Below are 16,179 nucleotides of genomic sequence, written 5' to 3'. Positions count from 1 at the left end.
CCCGGTTTTTTATGGGCGTATGAAAAACCTGTGGGAGCGGGCTTGCTCGCGAAAGCGGTGGATCAGTCGACATATATGCTGACTGGAACACCGCTTTCGTCGGAACGCCGCCCGGAGCAAGCTCGCTCCCACATTGGTTTGTGGTGGGCCGACAATCGTGCGTGCGAAAAATTGACCCGCAGGTTTACAATCGACGCTCCTGATCAGGAGTAATCTCGTGCTGACTCATCTCGATTCCCAAGGTCGCGCCAACATGGTCGACGTCACTGAAAAAGCCGTGACGTTCCGTGAGGCGACCGCTCAAGCGCTGGTGCGCATGCTGCCCGAAACCCTGCAGATGATCGTCAGCGGCGGCCACCCCAAGGGTGATGTGTTTGCCGTGGCGCGCATTGCCGGCATTCAGGCGGCGAAGAAAACCAGCGATCTGATTCCCCTGTGCCATCCGCTGATGCTGACCGGCGTCAAGGTCGAACTCAGTGCCGAAGGCGAGGATTCGGTGCGCATCGTGGCGCGCTGCAAGCTGTCCGGGCAGACCGGCGTCGAGATGGAGGCCCTGACCGCTGCCAGCGTCGCCGCGCTGACGATCTACGACATGTGCAAGGCCGTGGACCGCGGCATGACCATCGAAAGCGTGCGGCTGCTGGAGAAGGTCGGCGGCAAGAGCGGACATTTCCAGGCGGAGCAGTCATGAACGTTACCGTGAAATTTTTCGCCCGTTATCGTGAAGCGTTGGGTGTGGACTCGGTGAAAGTAGAAGGCAACTTCGCCACCGTCGACGACGTCCGCGCACTGTTGGCCCAACGTGACGGTGCCGAGGTGTTGAGCGAGCAGAACCTGATGTGCGCCCGCAACGAAGACCTGTGCCAGCTCGATGAGCCGGTCAGCGAAGGCGATGAAGTGGCGTTCTTTCCGACAGTGACCGGAGGCTGAGCCATGGCGATTCGCGTGCAGTCCACCGCGTTCGACCCGGGTGCCGAAGTCAACGCCATGCACGATGCCAATGTCGGCGTGGGTGCGGTGGTGAGTTTTGTCGGCTACGTGCGCGACTTCAATGACGGCCTCGACGTCGCGGGGATGTTCCTCGAACACTATCCCGGCATGACCGAAAAGGCCCTCGGCAAGATTGCCATCGAGGCCGAGCAGCGCTGGCCGCTGCTCAAGCTGGAAGTGCTGCACCGCATCGGCGCCCTGGAGCCGGGTGAGCCGATTGTCTTCGTCGGCGCGGCCAGTGCCCATCGTCAGGCGGCATTCGACGCCTGCGCCTTTGTCATGGATTACCTGAAAACCCGTGCGCCGTTCTGGAAGAAAGAAATCACCAGTGACGGGCCGCGTTGGGTCGAGGGTCGTGACAGTGATCATGCGGCGGCGGATCGCTGGAAGCAGTAAATCCTGCGGCGTTCTCAAGTCAGCCTTCGCGAGCAAGCCCGCTCCCACAATGGATCTGGTTGAACACAAAATTTGTGTACGACACAGAACCCTGTGGGAGCGGGCTTGCTCGCGAAGGGGTCATCTGACTCACCCAATACCTTGCAGAACCACCACCCGACCATCGGCCGGCACAGGCTGCATTTGCCTCATTGACGATTTATACGTAAAAGTCCAGTATGGAATTATAAGTACAAAAAAGGCTTCCACCCGTTTCAGCTTTTTCTTCTGTCTTGCCAAACCAACAACAACCGCGAGAAAACGAACATGAAGAAGTTCCCCCTCATCACCGGTCTGGCCTTGAGCCTGTTGGCGTGCAGTACTGTGTTCGCCGCCGAGAAAACCCTGCGCATCGGTATCGAAGCGGCGTATCCACCGTTCGCCTCGAAAACCGACAAAGGCGAAATCGCCGGTTTCGACTATGACATCGGCAATGCCTTGTGCGCACAGATGAAGGCCAAGTGTGTGTGGGTCGAAGGCGAGTTCGACGGTCTGATTCCTTCCCTGAAGGTGAAGAAAATCGACATGGCGCTGTCGTCCATGACCATCAATGAAGACCGCAAGAAGTCGGTGGATTTCACCCACAAGTACTATTTCACTTCGTCGCGCCTGGTGATGAAGGATGGCGCGGTGGTGGATGACCAGTACGCCAGCCTCAAGGGCAAGGCCGTCGGCGTGCAGCGCGCCACCACCACCGACCGTTACGCCACCGAAGTTTTCGAGCCCAATGGCATCAACGTCAAGCGCTACAGCAACAACGAAGAAATCTACATGGACCTGGCAGCCGGTCGCCTCGACGCGATTTTTGCCGACACCATTCCGCTCAATGACTTCCTCTCGATGCCGCGTGGCAAGGGTTACGCCTTTGTCGGGCCGGAATTGAAAGATCCGAAATATGTGGGCGAGGGTGCCGGGATTGCAGTGCGCAAGGGCAACACCGAACTGGTCAGCGAGCTGAACACGGCCATTGATGGCATTCGTGCCAGTGGTGAGTACCAGAAGATTTCGGACAAGTATTTCAAGTCCGACATCTACGGCGACTGATCTATAGCTTTCGCGAGCAAGCCCGCTCCCACATTTGATCTCCATAAGACGAAGATCCAGTGTGGGAGCGGGCTTGCTCGCGAAGAGGCCAGTTCAAGCAATGCAAATCTCAGGGCTCAGCCCTTCAATTCCTTCAAATGCTTGTACACCGTCGCCCGGCCCATGTTCAGCACATTGGCCACGTAGTTCGATGCGCTTTTGCCCTTGAACGCGCCTTCGGCGTGCAACGCCAGCACCAGTTCCCGCTTGTGGTCGCGAGTCAGCAGATTCAGGCTCAACTGGCGCTCGCGCAGCCAGGCGTGGAGGAAGGTGTTGATCCGTTCCTGCCAGTCATCGCGGAACAGTGCATCCGGTTGCGGGATCAGCTTGGTCGGTGACAGGAACAGATCCAAAGCGGCCTTGGCATTTTCGAACAACGAAATATTCAGGTTGATGCACAACATCGCCAGCGGACGATCTTCGCTGTCGCGTAGCACTGTGCTGAGGCTGCGAATCTTCTGACCATCCCAGTTGAGCTTTTCGTACGGCCCGATGTTTCGTTCGCTGACATCGTCGCTGAGCATGTCTTCCAGCGCCGAGTCGTCGCCGATTTCCCGTTTGGACAGGTTGTTGGCGATGTAGTCGACCTTTTGCGTGCGCAGGTCGTGCAGCACCACTTCGGCATGGGGGAAAAACAACGTGGCGATGGCATCGGCGATCGCCCGGAAGTTATCCAGCGACGCAGTGTTCGGGGCCGAGTCTTTTTCGGGGGCGTTCATACAGTGGAACTCCAGGCAGCGTCAGCGCCCCATCAAAGGGGCGCTGAAAGTGTGCCGTAATCGTGTGGGCACGTCACCTGAGGATCAGGATCCGCCAAGGCGGGCAGGGGAAAGCATTTCGGCATTCAGGCCGAAACGGCCGAGCGACTCGGGCAACGCGGCACCGCGCACCAGTGCCGCGCTGGCCTGGCCCATGGCCGGAGAGGTCTGGATGCCATAACCGCCTTGTGCCGCGACCCAGAACAGTCCCGGTACCTGTGGATCGAAGCCGGACAGCAAGTCGCCGTCGCTGACGAAGCTGCGCAGGCCGGCCCAGGTGCGGGTCGGGCGGCGAATGGTCAGGGTCGTGGCTTCTTCGATCTGGTAGATGCCCATGGCGATGTCCAGCTCTTCGGGCTGCACATCGTGGGGTTCCACCGGGTCGGCGTTGGCCGGCGAGCCGAGGAACATTCCGGCGTCGGGTTTCATGTAGAAGGATTCGTCGAGGCTGACCAGCATCGGCCAATGGTGGATGTCCACGCCTTCGGGGCCGGCGAAGATGAACGCGGCCCGGCGTTTCGGTTGCAGGCCCAGCGGCTTGGCGCCAGCCAGTTCGCCGATCTTGTCGGCCCACGCGCCGGCCGCGTTGATGATGATCGGCGCGCTGAAGGTCTGGTTGCCGGTCTGGACGTGCCATGTACCTTGGCCGTCGCGGCTCAGGCCGACGACTTCGCTGTCGGTATGCACTTCGCCCTGGTTGCGGCGGATACCACGCAAATAGCCCTGGTGCAGGGCATCGGTGTCGATGTCGCTGGCGGTCGGGTCGTAGATGGCGCCGTGGACCTTTTCCCGGCGCAGGATCGGCACCAACGCGCAGGCCTCGTCGACGCCGAGCAATTGCATCTCTGGCACCGTGGTTTTTGCGCTCTGGTATTGCCTGTTCAGTTCGTCCGGGTCACCGGTGAAATCCACGGTTATTTCGCCGCGCGGAGTCAGCAGAGGGTGTTCGCAGAAACCGCTGGGCGGGTTGTCGAAGAAGTCCCGGCTGGCCAGGGTCAATGCCCGCACTTGCGGGGTGCCGTAGGCCGCGGTGTACAGCGCCGCCGACCGGCCGGTGGAGTGATAGGCCGGATGGGATTCGCGTTCGAGCACGATCACGCGGCCGTGCTGCGACAGCCAGAAACCCGTGGAAGCACCGGCAATCCCGCCGCCGATGATGATGAAATCTGCCTGGCTCATGAACGTCTCCAGTGAAGTGCAATGCTGAAATTGTAATGATCCCCTGTGGGAGCGGGCTTGCTCGCGAAAGCGGTGTGACAGTCGACATTGCAGGTGAATGTCGGACCCTATTCGCGAGCAAGCCCGCTCCCACAGGTTTCGCGGTGTTAGTGATGTCGGCGATAGATCGCATTGGCCAGCGCAATGTCTTCCAGGCCCAGGCCGATCGAGCGGAAAAACACATGGCGATCGTAATCCGGGCGCTGGACTTTTTCGCTGAGCAAGTCAGGCAGGTCGCCGACAATCGCGCCCTTGTCCCAGCCGTGCCGTTCGGCGGCGATCAGCATTTCACCGGCCGAGCCCGGGGTGGTCAGGCGATAGTCGCAGAACACCTGCATGTCGTTGAGGCTCTGCGGCGGCACTTCGTGGGCACGCGGCGCATTGGTACTGATGGAGGTGATCAGCGCCGGTTTGCGCAAGCTCGACGGATCGATCACCGGACCGGCTGACGAGGTGCAGAGCATGATCACGTCGGCGTCCTGAACGGCAGCTTCGCGACTGTCGACGATGTTCAGGCGTGGCTCGATGTTTTTCAGCAGGCGCACGGTTTCGGCGTCTTCGCTCAAGCTCGGCGAGTACAGGCTGATGCTCTGCCAGTCGCGCAGGCCTTTCACGTAATGCAGGTGCGCTTGGGCCACTTTACCGCTGCCGATGATGGCCAGGCGATTGGCTGTGAGCGGCGCGAGGGCATCGACCGCTACAGCGGTGGTCGCAGCGGTGCGTGCCGTGGTCAGTTCGCCGGCATCGCACAGTAACAGCGGCTGGCCGGTCTGCATCGACATCAGCAGCGTCCACGCCGTCACCAGCGGCCCTTGTTCACGGACGATGTATGGCGACGTCTTGATCCCGTACACGCCATCTTCGGCCAGCACGCCCAGGTAGTTGATGAAATCGCCGGCGCCCTGTGGAAACTCCACCAGTTGCTGCGCCGGTTGTACGGCTTGCCCGGCGGCCAGGTCGCGGAACAGTTTGCGCAGGATCTGCGGCACATCGACCTGCGCCAGTAGCTCGCGAGCCTGGGCTTGGGGGATCACTTGGGGCGTACTGGACATGGTCGGCTCCGGAGCTGGAAGTAAACTAATTTGTCCATTATGGACTTTTAGATATCTCTGGCAAGCTCCTGTTGAAAAAAACCGGGCGAAAAAAAAGCGCAGTCCGTTTCCGGCTGCGCTTGTCTTTTCAGCGTCGCTTAATGAGGACGCTTGCGTTCAACGGCCCGCAACAGATGCGTCGGTGGCGTTTCACAGCTGATCTTGCGCCCCAGCTTTTCCTCGATGGACGGTAGCTGGTAGGAGTCGTCTTCACCGGCAAAGCTGATGGACACACCGTCGGCGCCAGCACGGCCGGTACGACCGATGCGGTGCACGTAGTCGTCCGGCACTTCCGGCAGGGTGAAGTTGATCACGTGGCTGATGCCGTCGATGTGGATGCCGCGACCAGCCACGTCGGTGGCGACCAGTACACGGATCTTGCCTTCGCGGAAGCCTTCGAGGGTCTTGATGCGCTTGTGCTGCGGCACGTCGCCGGACAGTTGCGCGGCGTTGATGCCGTCACGCACCAGGCGTTCTTCGATGCGCCGCACTTCATCCTTGCGGTTGGCGAACACGATGACCCGCTCCCAACCATTGTCGTTGACCAGGTTGTAGAGCAGTTTGTATTTGTCGGCAGCGGCCACCGCGTAGATGTGCTGCTCGACGTTTTCGTTGGCCACGTTCTGCGACTCGATCTCGACGATCGACGGGTCGGTGGTCCATTGCTTGGCCAGGTTCATCACGTCTTCGGTGAAGGTTGCGGAGAACAGCAGCGTCTGACGCTCGGACTTCGGCGGCGTCTGGCGAATGATCTGGCGCACTTGCGGGATGAAGCCCATGTCGAGCATGCGGTCGGCTTCGTCCAGCACCATCACTTCGACCATGTCCAGGTGCACGTCGCCGCGCTGGTTGAAGTCCAGCAGGCGGCCCGGCGTGGCCACGAGGATGTCGCAGTGGCGGGCTTCGAGGTGCTTGAGCTGCTTGTCGAAGTCCATGCCACCGACGAACGTCATGACGTTGAGGCCGGTGTACTTGGTCAGGTCGGCGGCGTCCTTGGCGATCTGCACCACCAGTTCGCGGGTCGGCGCGATGATCAGTGCCCGTGGCTCACCCATGTAGCGCTCTTTCGGCGGCGGCGTTTGCAGCAACTGGGTGATGATCGAGACCAGGAACGCAGCGGTCTTGCCGGTACCGGTCTGGGCGCGGCCGATGGCGTCTTTGCCCGCGAGGGTGAAGCCCAGCACCTGTGCCTGGATCGGCGTGCAATACGGGAAGCCCAGGTCCTGGATGGCGTGCATCAGTTCCGGGGCGAGTTTGAAATCGTGGAAGCGGGTCTTGCCTTCCTGGGGCTCGACGACGAAGTCTTCGAGTTTCCATGGGATGACCGGTGCCTTGGGCTTGGGTTCGCGGCGCGGTTTGGCGGGTTTCGGCGTTTCGCTGAGCGGCTGCTCCGGGGCTGTTATCGCCGCAGGCTGGGCAGCTATTGGGGGCTTCGGCTCATGCTTGGGTGCCGCGGTGGTGGCGGCTCGTTCAGATTGATTACCGTCGGTGCGGTGGCCGGGAGCGTGAGACGCAGGGCTGGGAACTGGCGCGAGTTGCTCAGTCTCGCTTTTACCGAACATTTTCTTGAGTGCTTTGAGCACGGTCATCTCATCAATTGGTTAAGGAATGTACGCCGGCCAGTGTAATGCAAGAATCGGGCGCGGCGTAGTGGGATGGATCAAAGGGCGCTTTTAAACAGAAATGCTTAACGCAAGCGCTCGGCGAGCCAGACGCCGATGTCGCGAATTTCTTCGGGTAACACTTCGTGACCCATTGGGTACTCCTGCCATGTCACGGTGACACCACGCAGCTTCAAATGCTCGTAGGCGCTGCGCCCCATCGAGTTTTGCACCACGTCGTCGTACTGGCCGTGCATCGACAGCACCGGAATGCGCTGCTGGCTGGCGGACAGTTGCAGTTCGTCGCTGAAGGTCGGTGCATAAGTAGATAGGGCAACTACGCCACCCAACGGTCCCTGCCATTTCAGAAACGCGGTGTGGAAAACCACGGCACCGCCCTGGGAAAAACCTGCCAGGAAGATCCGCGAGGCGTCTATTCCGCTGGCCTTCTGCGTTTCGATCAGTTCGATGATCCAGTTGGTCGACTCTTCCAGTTGCTCGCGATTGATCGCGCGCGCCGGGCTCATGGCCAATATGTCGTACCAGCTCGGCATCTCGTAACCGCCGTTGATGGTCACGGCGCGGTTCGGTGCCTGGGGCAAAACAAAGCGGGTGCTCAACAGGGTTTCCTGCAGGGCTTCGGCCACTGGCAGAAAGTCGTAGCGATCGGCACCCAGGCCGTGCAGCCAGATAACGCAGGCATCTGCGGTCTTGACGGGTTGAAGAATCAAGGGGTTGGTCATGGCTGCTCCAAAAATGTGCGTGCGCTCTCATTGAGTGCGAGGGCTGAGTGCGCGTCTGGTTGATCTGTTACGAAGATGTCGCAAGGTTACAAGTTTTGCTATTGACCTGCAGCTGAACCGCTTCGGCGAGCGGTGTGGTACGGGCTTTGCTATGGCGAAGTCTGTACGAAAAATCCCACGCCTGTCGGTAACACTATCAGGCCAAGGTTATCAGTGGGATTGAAAAGAATCCGGTGATGGATGTTCGCCAATGGCCGCTACGGGGCTTCGCGAACGTGAAAGGGCTACAGCCCGTTCGGCCGACTGGTGAGAGTGAGTTTTCCATGACGTGGATTTTCTCCTACTAGACTCATAGCTAACGTCTTACGTCGGTTGACCCCAAAAAAAGCCAACACGGGTCGACTACGCCTCAAAAGGGTGCGACAGGACTCACGCTCCGACACAACAAGAGCAAAACTGGAGGTTTGAATGAAGATGTTGAAATCCACCCTGGCTATCGTGACTGCAGCCGCGGTACTCGGTGTCAGCGGGTTTGCCCAGGCGGGCGCAACCCTGGATGCAGTGATGAAGAAAGGTTTCGTGCAGTGTGGCGTCAGCGATGGTCTGCCAGGCTTCTCGGTTCCGGATTCCACCGGCAAGATCGTCGGTATCGATGCTGACTACTGCCGTGCAGTGGCGGCGGCTGTCTTCGGCGACGCGACCAAGGTCAAGTTCAGCCAGTTGAACGCCAAGGAGCGCTTCACCGCGCTGCAATCCGGCGAAATCGACATCCTGTCGCGCAACACCACCATGACCAGCTCCCGTGACGCGGGCATGGGCCTGAAATTCCCGGGCTTCATTACCTACTACGACGGCATCGGCTTCCTGGTAAACAACAAGCTGGGCGTCAAGAGCGCCAAGGAACTGGACGGTGCAACCATCTGCATCCAGGCCGGTACCACTACCGAACTGAACGTTTCCGACTACTTCCGCGGCAACGGCCTGAAATACACCCCGATCACCTTCGACACCTCCGACGAAAGCGCCAAGTCGCTGGAATCCGGTCGTTGCGACGTACTGACCTCCGACAAATCCCAGCTGTTCGCTCAGCGCAGCAAGCTGGCTTCACCGAAGGACTACGTGGTTCTGCCGGAAACCATTTCCAAGGAACCTCTGGGCCCGGTCGTGCGTAATGGCGACGACGAGTGGCTGGCCATCGTGCGCTGGACTGGCTACGCCATGCTCAACGCTGAAGAAGCCGGCATCACTTCGAAGAACGTCGAAGCCGAAGCCAAGGGCACCAAGAACCCTGACGTTGCCCGTCTGCTGGGTACCGACGGTGAATACGGCAAAGACCTGAAAGTGAAGAAAGACTGGGTCGTGCAGATCATCAAGCAAGTCGGCAACTACGGCGAAGTGTTCGAGAAAAACCTCGGCAAGGGCACTCCGCTGGAAATCGACCGCGGGCTGAACGCCCTGTGGAACGCTGGCGGCATTCAATACGCACCACCAGTGCGCTGATGGTTCTATCACCCGGTGGGCCAACCACCGGGTGATGTTCTGTTCCATTATTTCCGGGGCACTTCATGCAAAATTCAATCGGCGCACCAAAGCAGAGGCTCAGCCTCAGCGATCCTAAAGTGCGTGCGTGGCTATTCCAGATCATCACCATTGTCGCAGTGGTCTCGATGGGCTGGTATCTGTTCGATAACACCCAGACCAACCTGCAACACCGGGGCATTACCTCCGGTTTCGACTTTCTGGAGCGCAGTGCCGGTTTCGGCATCGCTCAACACCTGATCGACTACACCGAATCGGACACCTATGCCCGAGTGTTTGTCATCGGCCTGCTCAACACGCTGCTGGTGACCTTCATCGGCGTGATCCTGGCGACGATCCTCGGGTTCATCGTCGGCGTGTCACGGCTGTCGAAGAACTGGATCATCAGCAAGGTAGCGACGGTGTATGTGGAAGTCTTCCGCAATATTCCGCCACTGCTGCAAATCCTGTTCTGGTACTTCGCGGTGTTCCTGACCATGCCGGGGCCGCGTAACAGCCATAACTTCGGCGATACCTTCTTTGTCAGCAGCCGTGGCCTGAACATGCCGGCGGCGCTGATGGCGGACGGTTTCTGGCCGTTTGTGACCAGCGTTGTCGTCGCCATCGTCGCCATCGTGCTGATGAGCCGCTGGGCCACCAAGCGCTTCGAAGCCACCGGTGTGCCGTTCCACAAGTTCTGGGTTGGCCTGGCGATGTTCCTGGTCATCCCTGCGCTGTGCGCGCTGATTTTCGGCGCACCGGTGCACTGGGAAATGCCGAAGCTGCAAGGCTTCAACTTCGTCGGTGGCTGGGTGTTGATCCCGGAACTGCTGGCGCTGACCCTGGCCCTGACGGTGTACACCGCGGCATTCATTGCCGAGATCGTGCGTTCGGGCATCAAGTCGGTCAGCCATGGCCAGACCGAAGCGGCGCATTCCCTCGGCCTGCGCAACGGTCCGACCCTGCGCAAGGTGATCATTCCGCAAGCCCTGCGCGTGATCATTCCACCGCTGACCAGCCAATACCTGAACCTGGCGAAGAACTCCTCGCTGGCGGCCGGTATCGGTTATCCGGAAATGGTTTCGCTGTTTGCCGGGACTGTGCTCAACCAGACCGGCCAGGCGATCGAGGTGATTGCCATCACCATGAGCGTGTACCTGGCGATCAGTATCAGCATTTCCCTGCTGATGAACTGGTACAACAAGCGCATTGCGCTGATCGAGCGGTAAGGAAAAGCGCATGAGTACTCATACTTTCAAACCTGACATGCCTCCACCGAACCGCAGCATCGGTGCGGTGGCGTGGATGCGCGCGAACATGTTCTCCAGCTGGCTCAACACCCTGCTGACCCTGTTCGCGTTCTACCTCATCTACCTGGTGGTACCGCCAATCCTGCAGTGGGCGATCCTTGACGCCAACTGGGTCGGCACCAGCCAGGCCGACTGCACCAAGGAGGGCGCCTGCTGGGTGTTCATCCAGCAGCGTTTCGGCCAGTTCATGTACGGCTACTACCCGCCGGTACTGCGCTGGCGCGTGGACCTGACGGTGTGGCTGGCGATTGTCGGCGTGGCGCCGTTGTTCATCTCGCGCTTTCACCATAAAGCGGTGTACGGGCTGAGCTTCCTGGTGCTGTACCCAATCATTGCCTGGTGCCTGCTGCATGGCGGCGTATTGGGTCTGGACGCCGTGGCGACCAGCCAGTGGGGCGGCCTGATGCTGACCTTGGTGATCGCCACCGTCGGCATCGCCGGTGCGTTGCCACTGGGGATCGTCCTGGCGCTGGGCCGTCGCTCGAACATGCCGGCGATTCGCGTGGTCTGCGTGACCTTCATCGAATTCTGGCGTGGCGTGCCGTTGATCACGGTGCTGTTCATGTCCTCGGTGATGCTGCCGTTGTTCCTGCCTGAGGGCATGAACTTCGACAAGCTGCTGCGGGCGTTGATCGGCGTGATCCTGTTCCAGTCGGCCTACGTGGCTGAAGTGGTGCGCGGCGGTCTGCAAGCGATTCCCAAAGGTCAGTACGAAGCAGCGGCGGCGATGGGCCTGGGCTACTGGCGCAGCATGGGCCTGGTGATTCTGCCGCAAGCCCTGAAGCTGGTGATCCCCGGCATCGTCAACACCTTCATTGCGCTGTTCAAGGACACGAGCCTGGTGATCATCATCGGCCTGTTCGACCTGCTCAACAGCGTCAAGCAAGCCGCCGCCGACCCGAAATGGCTGGGCATGGCCACCGAAGGCTATGTGTTCGCCGCCCTGGTGTTCTGGATTTTCTGTTTTGGTATGTCGCGCTATTCCATGCATCTGGAACGCAAGCTCGACACTGGCCACAAGCGCTAAGTCGCTACCTAATTTAGGAAGTTTTGTGATGAGCGAAGCAATCAAACAGCCTGTGAGCCCTGAAGGCATTATTCAGATGCAGGGCGTGAACAAGTGGTACGGCCAGTTTCACGTACTCAAGGACATCAACCTCAACGTCAAGCAGGGCGAGCGTATCGTGCTGTGCGGCCCGTCGGGTTCCGGCAAGTCCACCACCATCCGCTGCCTCAACCGTCTGGAAGAGCACCAGCAGGGCCGCATCGTGGTCGATGGCGTGGAGTTGACCAACGACCTCAAGCAGATCGAAGCGATCCGTCGTGAAGTCGGCATGGTGTTCCAGCACTTCAACCTGTTCCCGCACCTGACCATCTTGCAGAACTGCACGCTGGCGCCGATGTGGGTGCGCAAGATGCCCAAGCGCAAGGCCGAGGAAATTGCCATGCACTACCTGGAACGCGTACGCATTCCGGAGCAGGCGCACAAGTACCCGGGGCAATTGTCCGGCGGTCAGCAGCAGCGTGTGGCGATCGCTCGCGCGCTGTGCATGAAGCCGAAGATCATGCTGTTCGACGAACCGACCTCGGCGCTTGATCCGGAGATGGTGAAGGAAGTACTCGACACCATGATCGGCTTGGCTGAAGACGGCATGACCATGCTCTGCGTGACCCACGAAATGGGCTTCGCCCGCACCGTGGCCAACCGCGTGATCTTCATGGACAAGGGCGAAATCGTCGAGCAGGCTGCACCGAACGACTTCTTCGACAAGCCGCAGAATGAACGCACCAAGCTGTTCCTGAGCCAGATCCTGCATTGATCGAACCCAGGCACTGAAATAAACCCGGACCGAGTTCCGGGTTTATTTTTGCCTGCGATTTAACGTCCGAATGCAAAACCCTGTGGGAGCGGGCTTGCTCGCGAAGGCAGTGTGTCATTCACATTGATGTGGGATGTGCCACCGTCTTCGCGAGCAAGCCCGCTCCCACAGGATTTAGGCTCACCGCTCCAGCCGTTATGCAGTTGCCCGTCTGGAGGGTACTGACTAACATGTCAGAAAATTCATCCTATGATTGGATGAGAGGGCGAATTCCATGTCAGAAATCTCTCCATTAGTGAAACGATCCCTGGTTGATCAGGCCCTTGACCAGCTGCGCCTGCGCATCAACCAGGGCACTTGGGTCGTGGGCCAGCGTTTGCCCACCGAGCCTGAGTTGTCCGCCGAGCTAGGCATCAGCCGTAACACCGTGCGTGAAGCCATGCGCGTGTTGGCATTTTCCGGGTTGATCGAAATCCGTCAGGGCGACGGCAGTTACCTGCGGGCAGTGGTCGATCCGCTCGATACCTTGAAGGCGCTGTCCCGTTGTTCCCTTGAGCAGGCCCGGGAAACCCGGCACATCCTCGAAGTCGAGGCCATTGGCCTGGCTGCCATGCGCCGCACCGATGAAGACCTGGTGGCATTGCGCGAGGCGCTGGGTGTCAGTGGCAGCCACTATCACGGCGATCTCGACACCTACATTGCCTGCGATCTGGTGTTCCACCGCCGTCTGGTGGACGCCGCGCACAACCCGACCCTCAGCGAGTTATATCGCTATTTCTCCAGTATCGTCGGCGGGCAGTTGCGCCAGACCCTGAGTATTGTCCCGCGCCGCCAGGAAGTGTTCGACCTGCACATCGAGCTGCTCGATGCCGTCGAACAACGCGACCCGGAACGGGCCAAAGCCCTGTCGAGGCAGTTGATCAATGAACCTTGAAACCGAGAAGTCCATGCACCGCAGTGAGTTATCCACAGCCCTAAAACGCTCGGCCGAGCTGGAAGAGCTGCTGATCGATGCCGAGGCCGATGACGAACAGGTCCAGCAAACCCACCCGGTTCTGCGCCGGCCGTGGTTGTTGCTGCTGGGCCTGATACTGGTGGCGCTGAATCTGCGCCCGGCGCTGTCGAGCATGGCGCCGATGCTCAGCGAGGTCTCGAAGTCCCTTGGCTTGTCGGCATCCGCGGCGGGATTGCTGACCACGTTGCCGGTGCTTTGCCTGGGCCTGTTTGCGCCGTTGGCACCCGTGCTGGCGCGGCGATTTGGTGCGGAGCGGGTGGTGCTGGGCATTCTTCTGACTCTGGCGGGCGGGATCATCCTGCGCAGTTCGTTCGGTGAGATCGGCCTGTTTGCCGGCAGTGTGCTGGCCGGTGCCAGCATCGGCGTGATCGGCGTGTTGCTGCCGGGCATCGTCAAGCGCGATTTCCCGAAACAGGCCGGGACCATGACCGGTGTCTACACCATGGCCCTGTGCCTGGGCGCGGCGATGGCGGCGGGTGCGACCGTGCCGTTGAGTGAGCATTTCGACAAGCGCTGGGCGTTGGGTCTCGGCTTCTGGGTCATTCCGGCATTGGCGGCCGCGCTGTTCTGGTTGCCGCAAGTCGGCCAGAAACACGGCGCGCACAACGTCGCCTATCGCGTTCGGGGATTGCTGCGCGATCCGCTGGCCTGGCAGGTGACCTTGTACATGGGCCTGCAATCGTCCCTGGCCTACATCGTGTTCGGCTGGTTGCCGTCGATCCTGATCGGCCGTGGTCTGACCCCGACCCAGGCCGGGCTGGTGCTGTCGGGGTCGGTGATCGTGCAACTGGTCAGCTCCCTCGCCGCGCCATGGCTGGCGACGCGTGGCAAGGACCAGCGGCTGGCGATTGTGATCGTGATGGTGCTGACCCTTGGTGGCTTGTTCGGTTGCCTGTACGCACCGATCGAAGGCTTATGGGGCTGGGCGATCGTGCTCGGGCTTGGGCAGGGCGCCACGTTCAGCCTGGCATTGACCCTGATCGTGCTGCGCTCGCGGGACTCCCACGTTGCGGCGAATCTGTCGAGCATGGCCCAGGGCTTCGGTTACACCCTGGCGTCCATGGGGCCGTTCGCGGTCGGTATCGTGCATGACTGGACCGGCGGCTGGACGGCAGTGGGGTGGATTTTTGGCGGTATCGGCCTGGGTGCGATCATCGCCGGGCTCGGTGCCGGGCGGGCGCTGTATGTGCAGGTCAGCAGTGAGAAAATTTAATCGCGACGCAGGCCTATAAGTAGAGAACCTCCAGGGTCGCCGAGCCGTCGAGTGTTGCATCGTCACTCAAGTCCAGTGTTGAGGTGGGGGCAATGACCGTGACGATCGTGACCCGACTGCTCAGGTTCTGAATCATGATAGGACCTGCGGTGCTGCCCGCCACATCGGTAAAACCCAGATAACTTCGGGCGCCAACCGGTATGGGGCTGGACCTGGAGGAGCTCCACGCCAGCCCCCCAGTGGTGGAATCGGTTCGGTACACTTGAGGCAGAGCGTCCGCTACGGTATTGGCGGGATCGAAGTGCAGTGAATACAAGCCGATCTTGTTGCCGCTGCGGTCGAACTGCAGGCCGTAGTAGATCTCACTGTTGACGATGGCCGAGCCTTCCCGGTTGTCCCGCATGATCAATGCGAAACGGGCAGCTACGTTGCAACTGATGTTGAGGTCGAGTGATTTGTTACGCAGTTGCGTCCTTTTGTCGACGTTCAGGTCCTGCCGGGAGATTTTTCCGTAGTCGACAAGACCGTTGTTGGAAAAAGTCGGGGTGCAGGCGACCGGGGTGATGATGCCGTTGACGATCAGGTCAGCGGTAGACGCCGCCAGGGCGCAAGTCGCCGCGCTCATTAACAGCGCTACGGTCAGGGTTGCAGGGATACGCTTCATCGGTAAATTCCGTTTTGAGAAGAAGGTATAGGTGCTGAACCGCCCGTTCATTCAGGCAGCGAACGGTTCAGCGCCTTGGCCTTTATTAGTAAATTATTTCGAACGTCGCGGAGCCATCAATGTTGACTTCTTTGTCCAGGGTAAGCCCGTCGGCGCGAGCTATGTATGTTTCAACCTCAAGGTCCATGGTGACAACCTTTGCTTCGATCGGATCGGTATCGCCAGTAGTGGCAACGGACAACCGATATCCCGGTTGAGCAGAGGTCGCTGTCGCCCAGGTGAGTCCGTCGACTGATTCGATAGGATCAGCCGCCGATGCATCTGCTGTGGCTCGCAGAATTTTTGGGTAAAAGAATCCCAGCTTTTGTCCGTCATCGGTCAGACCAAGGCCAAACCAGTCATCAAGGGCCGTACCTGAATTATTGTCGATAGGATTGATGGCGAATGTAGCAGGTGCACTGCAGTTCACGGTCAATGTAAGCGAATCAGTGCTAACCAGAGTATTGCTGGTTTGATTAAGGTCTTTGGAAGAGATCTTGCCGAGATCAATGACACCGCCACCGGAGAAGGTCGGCGTGCAAGCGACTGGCGTGATGATGCCTGTAACCGTCAGGTCAGTTCTCGACGCTGCGAGTGCAAAAGGAGCGGCGCTGATCAGTGCCGTTGTGGTGAGTGCTACGAAGTACTTTTTCATGAGTGAAACTTCCTTACTATTGTTGT

Annotated in this window: 17 protein-coding genes; 10 read left to right on the top strand and 7 right to left on the bottom strand. The window is 59.8% G+C overall.

The window, feature by feature from the left end:
- Positions 1-217: 217 nt before the first annotated feature.
- The 4 genes from moaC (at position 218) to AC3IT6_RS23980 (ending at position 2,469) form a co-directional block, all read left to right on the top strand.
- Positions 218-691, top strand: a complete 474-nt coding sequence (gene moaC / locus AC3IT6_RS23995) for a cyclic pyranopterin monophosphate synthase MoaC (RefSeq protein ID WP_057713392.1) — start codon at positions 218-220, stop codon at positions 689-691.
- A complete protein-coding gene (moaD, locus tag AC3IT6_RS23990) occupies positions 688-930 on the top strand; it encodes a molybdopterin converting factor subunit 1 (protein ID WP_095965504.1) in 243 nt (80 codons plus the stop codon). The genes moaC and moaD overlap by 4 nt, the downstream gene beginning before the upstream one ends.
- Positions 931-933: 3 nt before the next feature.
- Entirely contained in the window at positions 934-1,386 is a 453-nt protein-coding gene (gene moaE, locus AC3IT6_RS23985) for a molybdopterin synthase catalytic subunit MoaE (protein WP_046041968.1), read from the top strand.
- 306 nt (positions 1,387-1,692) lie between these two features.
- Positions 1,693-2,469 (top strand): ABC transporter substrate-binding protein, encoded by a 777-nt coding sequence (locus tag AC3IT6_RS23980; protein ID WP_489353264.1) that lies wholly within the window; start codon positions 1,693-1,695, stop codon positions 2,467-2,469.
- Positions 2,470-2,585: 116 nt separating this feature from the next.
- On the opposite strand, the gene AC3IT6_RS23975 is transcribed toward AC3IT6_RS23980, so the two are convergent.
- The 5 genes from AC3IT6_RS23975 to AC3IT6_RS23955 form a co-directional block, all read right to left on the bottom strand.
- A complete protein-coding gene (locus tag AC3IT6_RS23975) occupies positions 2,586-3,227 on the bottom strand; it encodes a helix-turn-helix transcriptional regulator (protein ID WP_458370419.1) in 642 nt (213 codons plus the stop codon).
- An 84-nt stretch (positions 3,228-3,311) separates the two neighbouring features.
- On the bottom strand, positions 3,312-4,445 hold the full coding sequence (locus tag AC3IT6_RS23970) for an NAD(P)/FAD-dependent oxidoreductase (protein WP_489353261.1): 1,134 nt from the start codon (positions 4,443-4,445) through the stop codon (positions 3,312-3,314).
- 146 nt (positions 4,446-4,591) lie between these two features.
- Complete coding sequence (locus tag AC3IT6_RS23965) at positions 4,592-5,536, bottom strand: ornithine cyclodeaminase family protein (protein WP_489353259.1); 945 nt, start codon at positions 5,534-5,536, stop codon at positions 4,592-4,594.
- A 137-nt stretch (positions 5,537-5,673) separates the two neighbouring features.
- Positions 5,674-7,164: an ATP-dependent RNA helicase RhlB gene (gene rhlB, locus AC3IT6_RS23960; RefSeq protein ID WP_458370417.1), complete on the bottom strand. Its 1,491-nt coding sequence runs from the start codon at positions 7,162-7,164 to the stop codon at positions 5,674-5,676.
- A 98-nt stretch (positions 7,165-7,262) separates the two neighbouring features.
- Positions 7,263-7,919, bottom strand: coding sequence for an alpha/beta hydrolase (locus tag AC3IT6_RS23955; protein ID WP_151213857.1), 657 nt, complete (start codon positions 7,917-7,919; stop codon positions 7,263-7,265).
- Positions 7,920-8,387: 468 nt separating this feature from the next.
- Between AC3IT6_RS23955 and AC3IT6_RS23950 the strand changes: the two genes are divergently transcribed.
- From AC3IT6_RS23950 to AC3IT6_RS23925, 6 genes are all read left to right on the top strand, one after another.
- Positions 8,388-9,419: an amino acid ABC transporter substrate-binding protein gene (locus AC3IT6_RS23950; protein ID WP_046041975.1), complete on the top strand. Its 1,032-nt coding sequence runs from the start codon at positions 8,388-8,390 to the stop codon at positions 9,417-9,419.
- A gap of 65 nt (positions 9,420-9,484) precedes the next feature.
- Positions 9,485-10,666, top strand: a complete 1,182-nt coding sequence (locus AC3IT6_RS23945; RefSeq protein ID WP_489353256.1) for an amino acid ABC transporter permease — start codon at positions 9,485-9,487, stop codon at positions 10,664-10,666.
- 10 nt (positions 10,667-10,676) lie between these two features.
- Entirely contained in the window at positions 10,677-11,774 is a 1,098-nt protein-coding gene (locus AC3IT6_RS23940) for an amino acid ABC transporter permease (protein WP_095943796.1), read from the top strand.
- A 28-nt stretch (positions 11,775-11,802) separates the two neighbouring features.
- The gene (locus AC3IT6_RS23935) at positions 11,803-12,567 is read left to right on the top strand and encodes an amino acid ABC transporter ATP-binding protein (RefSeq protein ID WP_007989979.1); all 765 of its coding nucleotides are present in this window, start codon (positions 11,803-11,805) and stop codon (positions 12,565-12,567) included.
- A 274-nt stretch (positions 12,568-12,841) separates the two neighbouring features.
- Complete coding sequence (locus AC3IT6_RS23930; RefSeq protein WP_489353253.1) at positions 12,842-13,501, top strand: FadR/GntR family transcriptional regulator; 660 nt, start codon at positions 12,842-12,844, stop codon at positions 13,499-13,501.
- Entirely contained in the window at positions 13,491-14,795 is a 1,305-nt protein-coding gene (locus tag AC3IT6_RS23925; RefSeq protein WP_489353251.1) for a CynX/NimT family MFS transporter, read from the top strand. The genes AC3IT6_RS23930 and AC3IT6_RS23925 overlap by 11 nt, the downstream gene beginning before the upstream one ends.
- A 13-nt stretch (positions 14,796-14,808) precedes the next feature.
- On the opposite strand, the gene AC3IT6_RS23920 is transcribed toward AC3IT6_RS23925, so the two are convergent.
- Positions 14,809-15,459 (bottom strand): DUF1120 domain-containing protein, encoded by a 651-nt coding sequence (locus AC3IT6_RS23920; RefSeq protein WP_489353249.1) that lies wholly within the window; start codon positions 15,457-15,459, stop codon positions 14,809-14,811.
- Between the two features lie 85 nt (positions 15,460-15,544).
- Entirely contained in the window at positions 15,545-16,153 is a 609-nt protein-coding gene (locus tag AC3IT6_RS23915) for a DUF1120 domain-containing protein (protein WP_489353247.1), read from the bottom strand.
- Positions 16,154-16,179: the final 26 nt, after the last annotated feature.

The organism is Pseudomonas sp. KH_017, from assembly GCF_057840285.1.
The sequence above is the reverse complement of the archived record's forward strand: the minus strand, read 5'-3'. Positions and strand labels throughout refer to the sequence as shown.

What these genes read in the sequence shown, in the direction of transcription:
- moaD (WP_095965504.1), top strand. Translation starts at nt 688, where the DNA reads ATGAACGTTACCGTGAAATTTTTCGCCCGTTATCGTGAAGCGTTGGGT.
- moaE (WP_046041968.1), top strand. Translation starts at nt 934, where the DNA reads ATGGCGATTCGCGTGCAGTCCACCGCGTTCGACCCGGGTGCCGAAGTC.
- AC3IT6_RS23980 (WP_489353264.1), top strand. Translation starts at nt 1,693, where the DNA reads ATGAAGAAGTTCCCCCTCATCACCGGTCTGGCCTTGAGCCTGTTGGCG.
- AC3IT6_RS23975 (WP_458370419.1), bottom strand. Translation starts at nt 3,227, where the DNA reads ATGAACGCCCCCGAAAAAGACTCGGCCCCGAACACTGCGTCGCTGGAT.
- AC3IT6_RS23970 (WP_489353261.1), bottom strand. Translation starts at nt 4,445, where the DNA reads ATGAGCCAGGCAGATTTCATCATCATCGGCGGCGGGATTGCCGGTGCT.
- AC3IT6_RS23965 (WP_489353259.1), bottom strand. Translation starts at nt 5,536, where the DNA reads ATGTCCAGTACGCCCCAAGTGATCCCCCAAGCCCAGGCTCGCGAGCTA.
- rhlB (WP_458370417.1), bottom strand. Translation starts at nt 7,164, where the DNA reads ATGACCGTGCTCAAAGCACTCAAGAAAATGTTCGGTAAAAGCGAGACT.
- AC3IT6_RS23955 (WP_151213857.1), bottom strand. Translation starts at nt 7,919, where the DNA reads ATGACCAACCCCTTGATTCTTCAACCCGTCAAGACCGCAGATGCCTGC.
- AC3IT6_RS23950 (WP_046041975.1), top strand. Translation starts at nt 8,388, where the DNA reads ATGAAGATGTTGAAATCCACCCTGGCTATCGTGACTGCAGCCGCGGTA.
- AC3IT6_RS23945 (WP_489353256.1), top strand. Translation starts at nt 9,485, where the DNA reads ATGCAAAATTCAATCGGCGCACCAAAGCAGAGGCTCAGCCTCAGCGAT.
- AC3IT6_RS23940 (WP_095943796.1), top strand. Translation starts at nt 10,677, where the DNA reads ATGAGTACTCATACTTTCAAACCTGACATGCCTCCACCGAACCGCAGC.
- AC3IT6_RS23935 (WP_007989979.1), top strand. Translation starts at nt 11,803, where the DNA reads ATGAGCGAAGCAATCAAACAGCCTGTGAGCCCTGAAGGCATTATTCAG.
- AC3IT6_RS23930 (WP_489353253.1), top strand. Translation starts at nt 12,842, where the DNA reads ATGTCAGAAATCTCTCCATTAGTGAAACGATCCCTGGTTGATCAGGCC.
- AC3IT6_RS23925 (WP_489353251.1), top strand. Translation starts at nt 13,491, where the DNA reads ATGAACCTTGAAACCGAGAAGTCCATGCACCGCAGTGAGTTATCCACA.
- AC3IT6_RS23920 (WP_489353249.1), bottom strand. Translation starts at nt 15,459, where the DNA reads ATGAAGCGTATCCCTGCAACCCTGACCGTAGCGCTGTTAATGAGCGCG.
- AC3IT6_RS23915 (WP_489353247.1), bottom strand. Translation starts at nt 16,153, where the DNA reads ATGAAAAAGTACTTCGTAGCACTCACCACAACGGCACTGATCAGCGCC.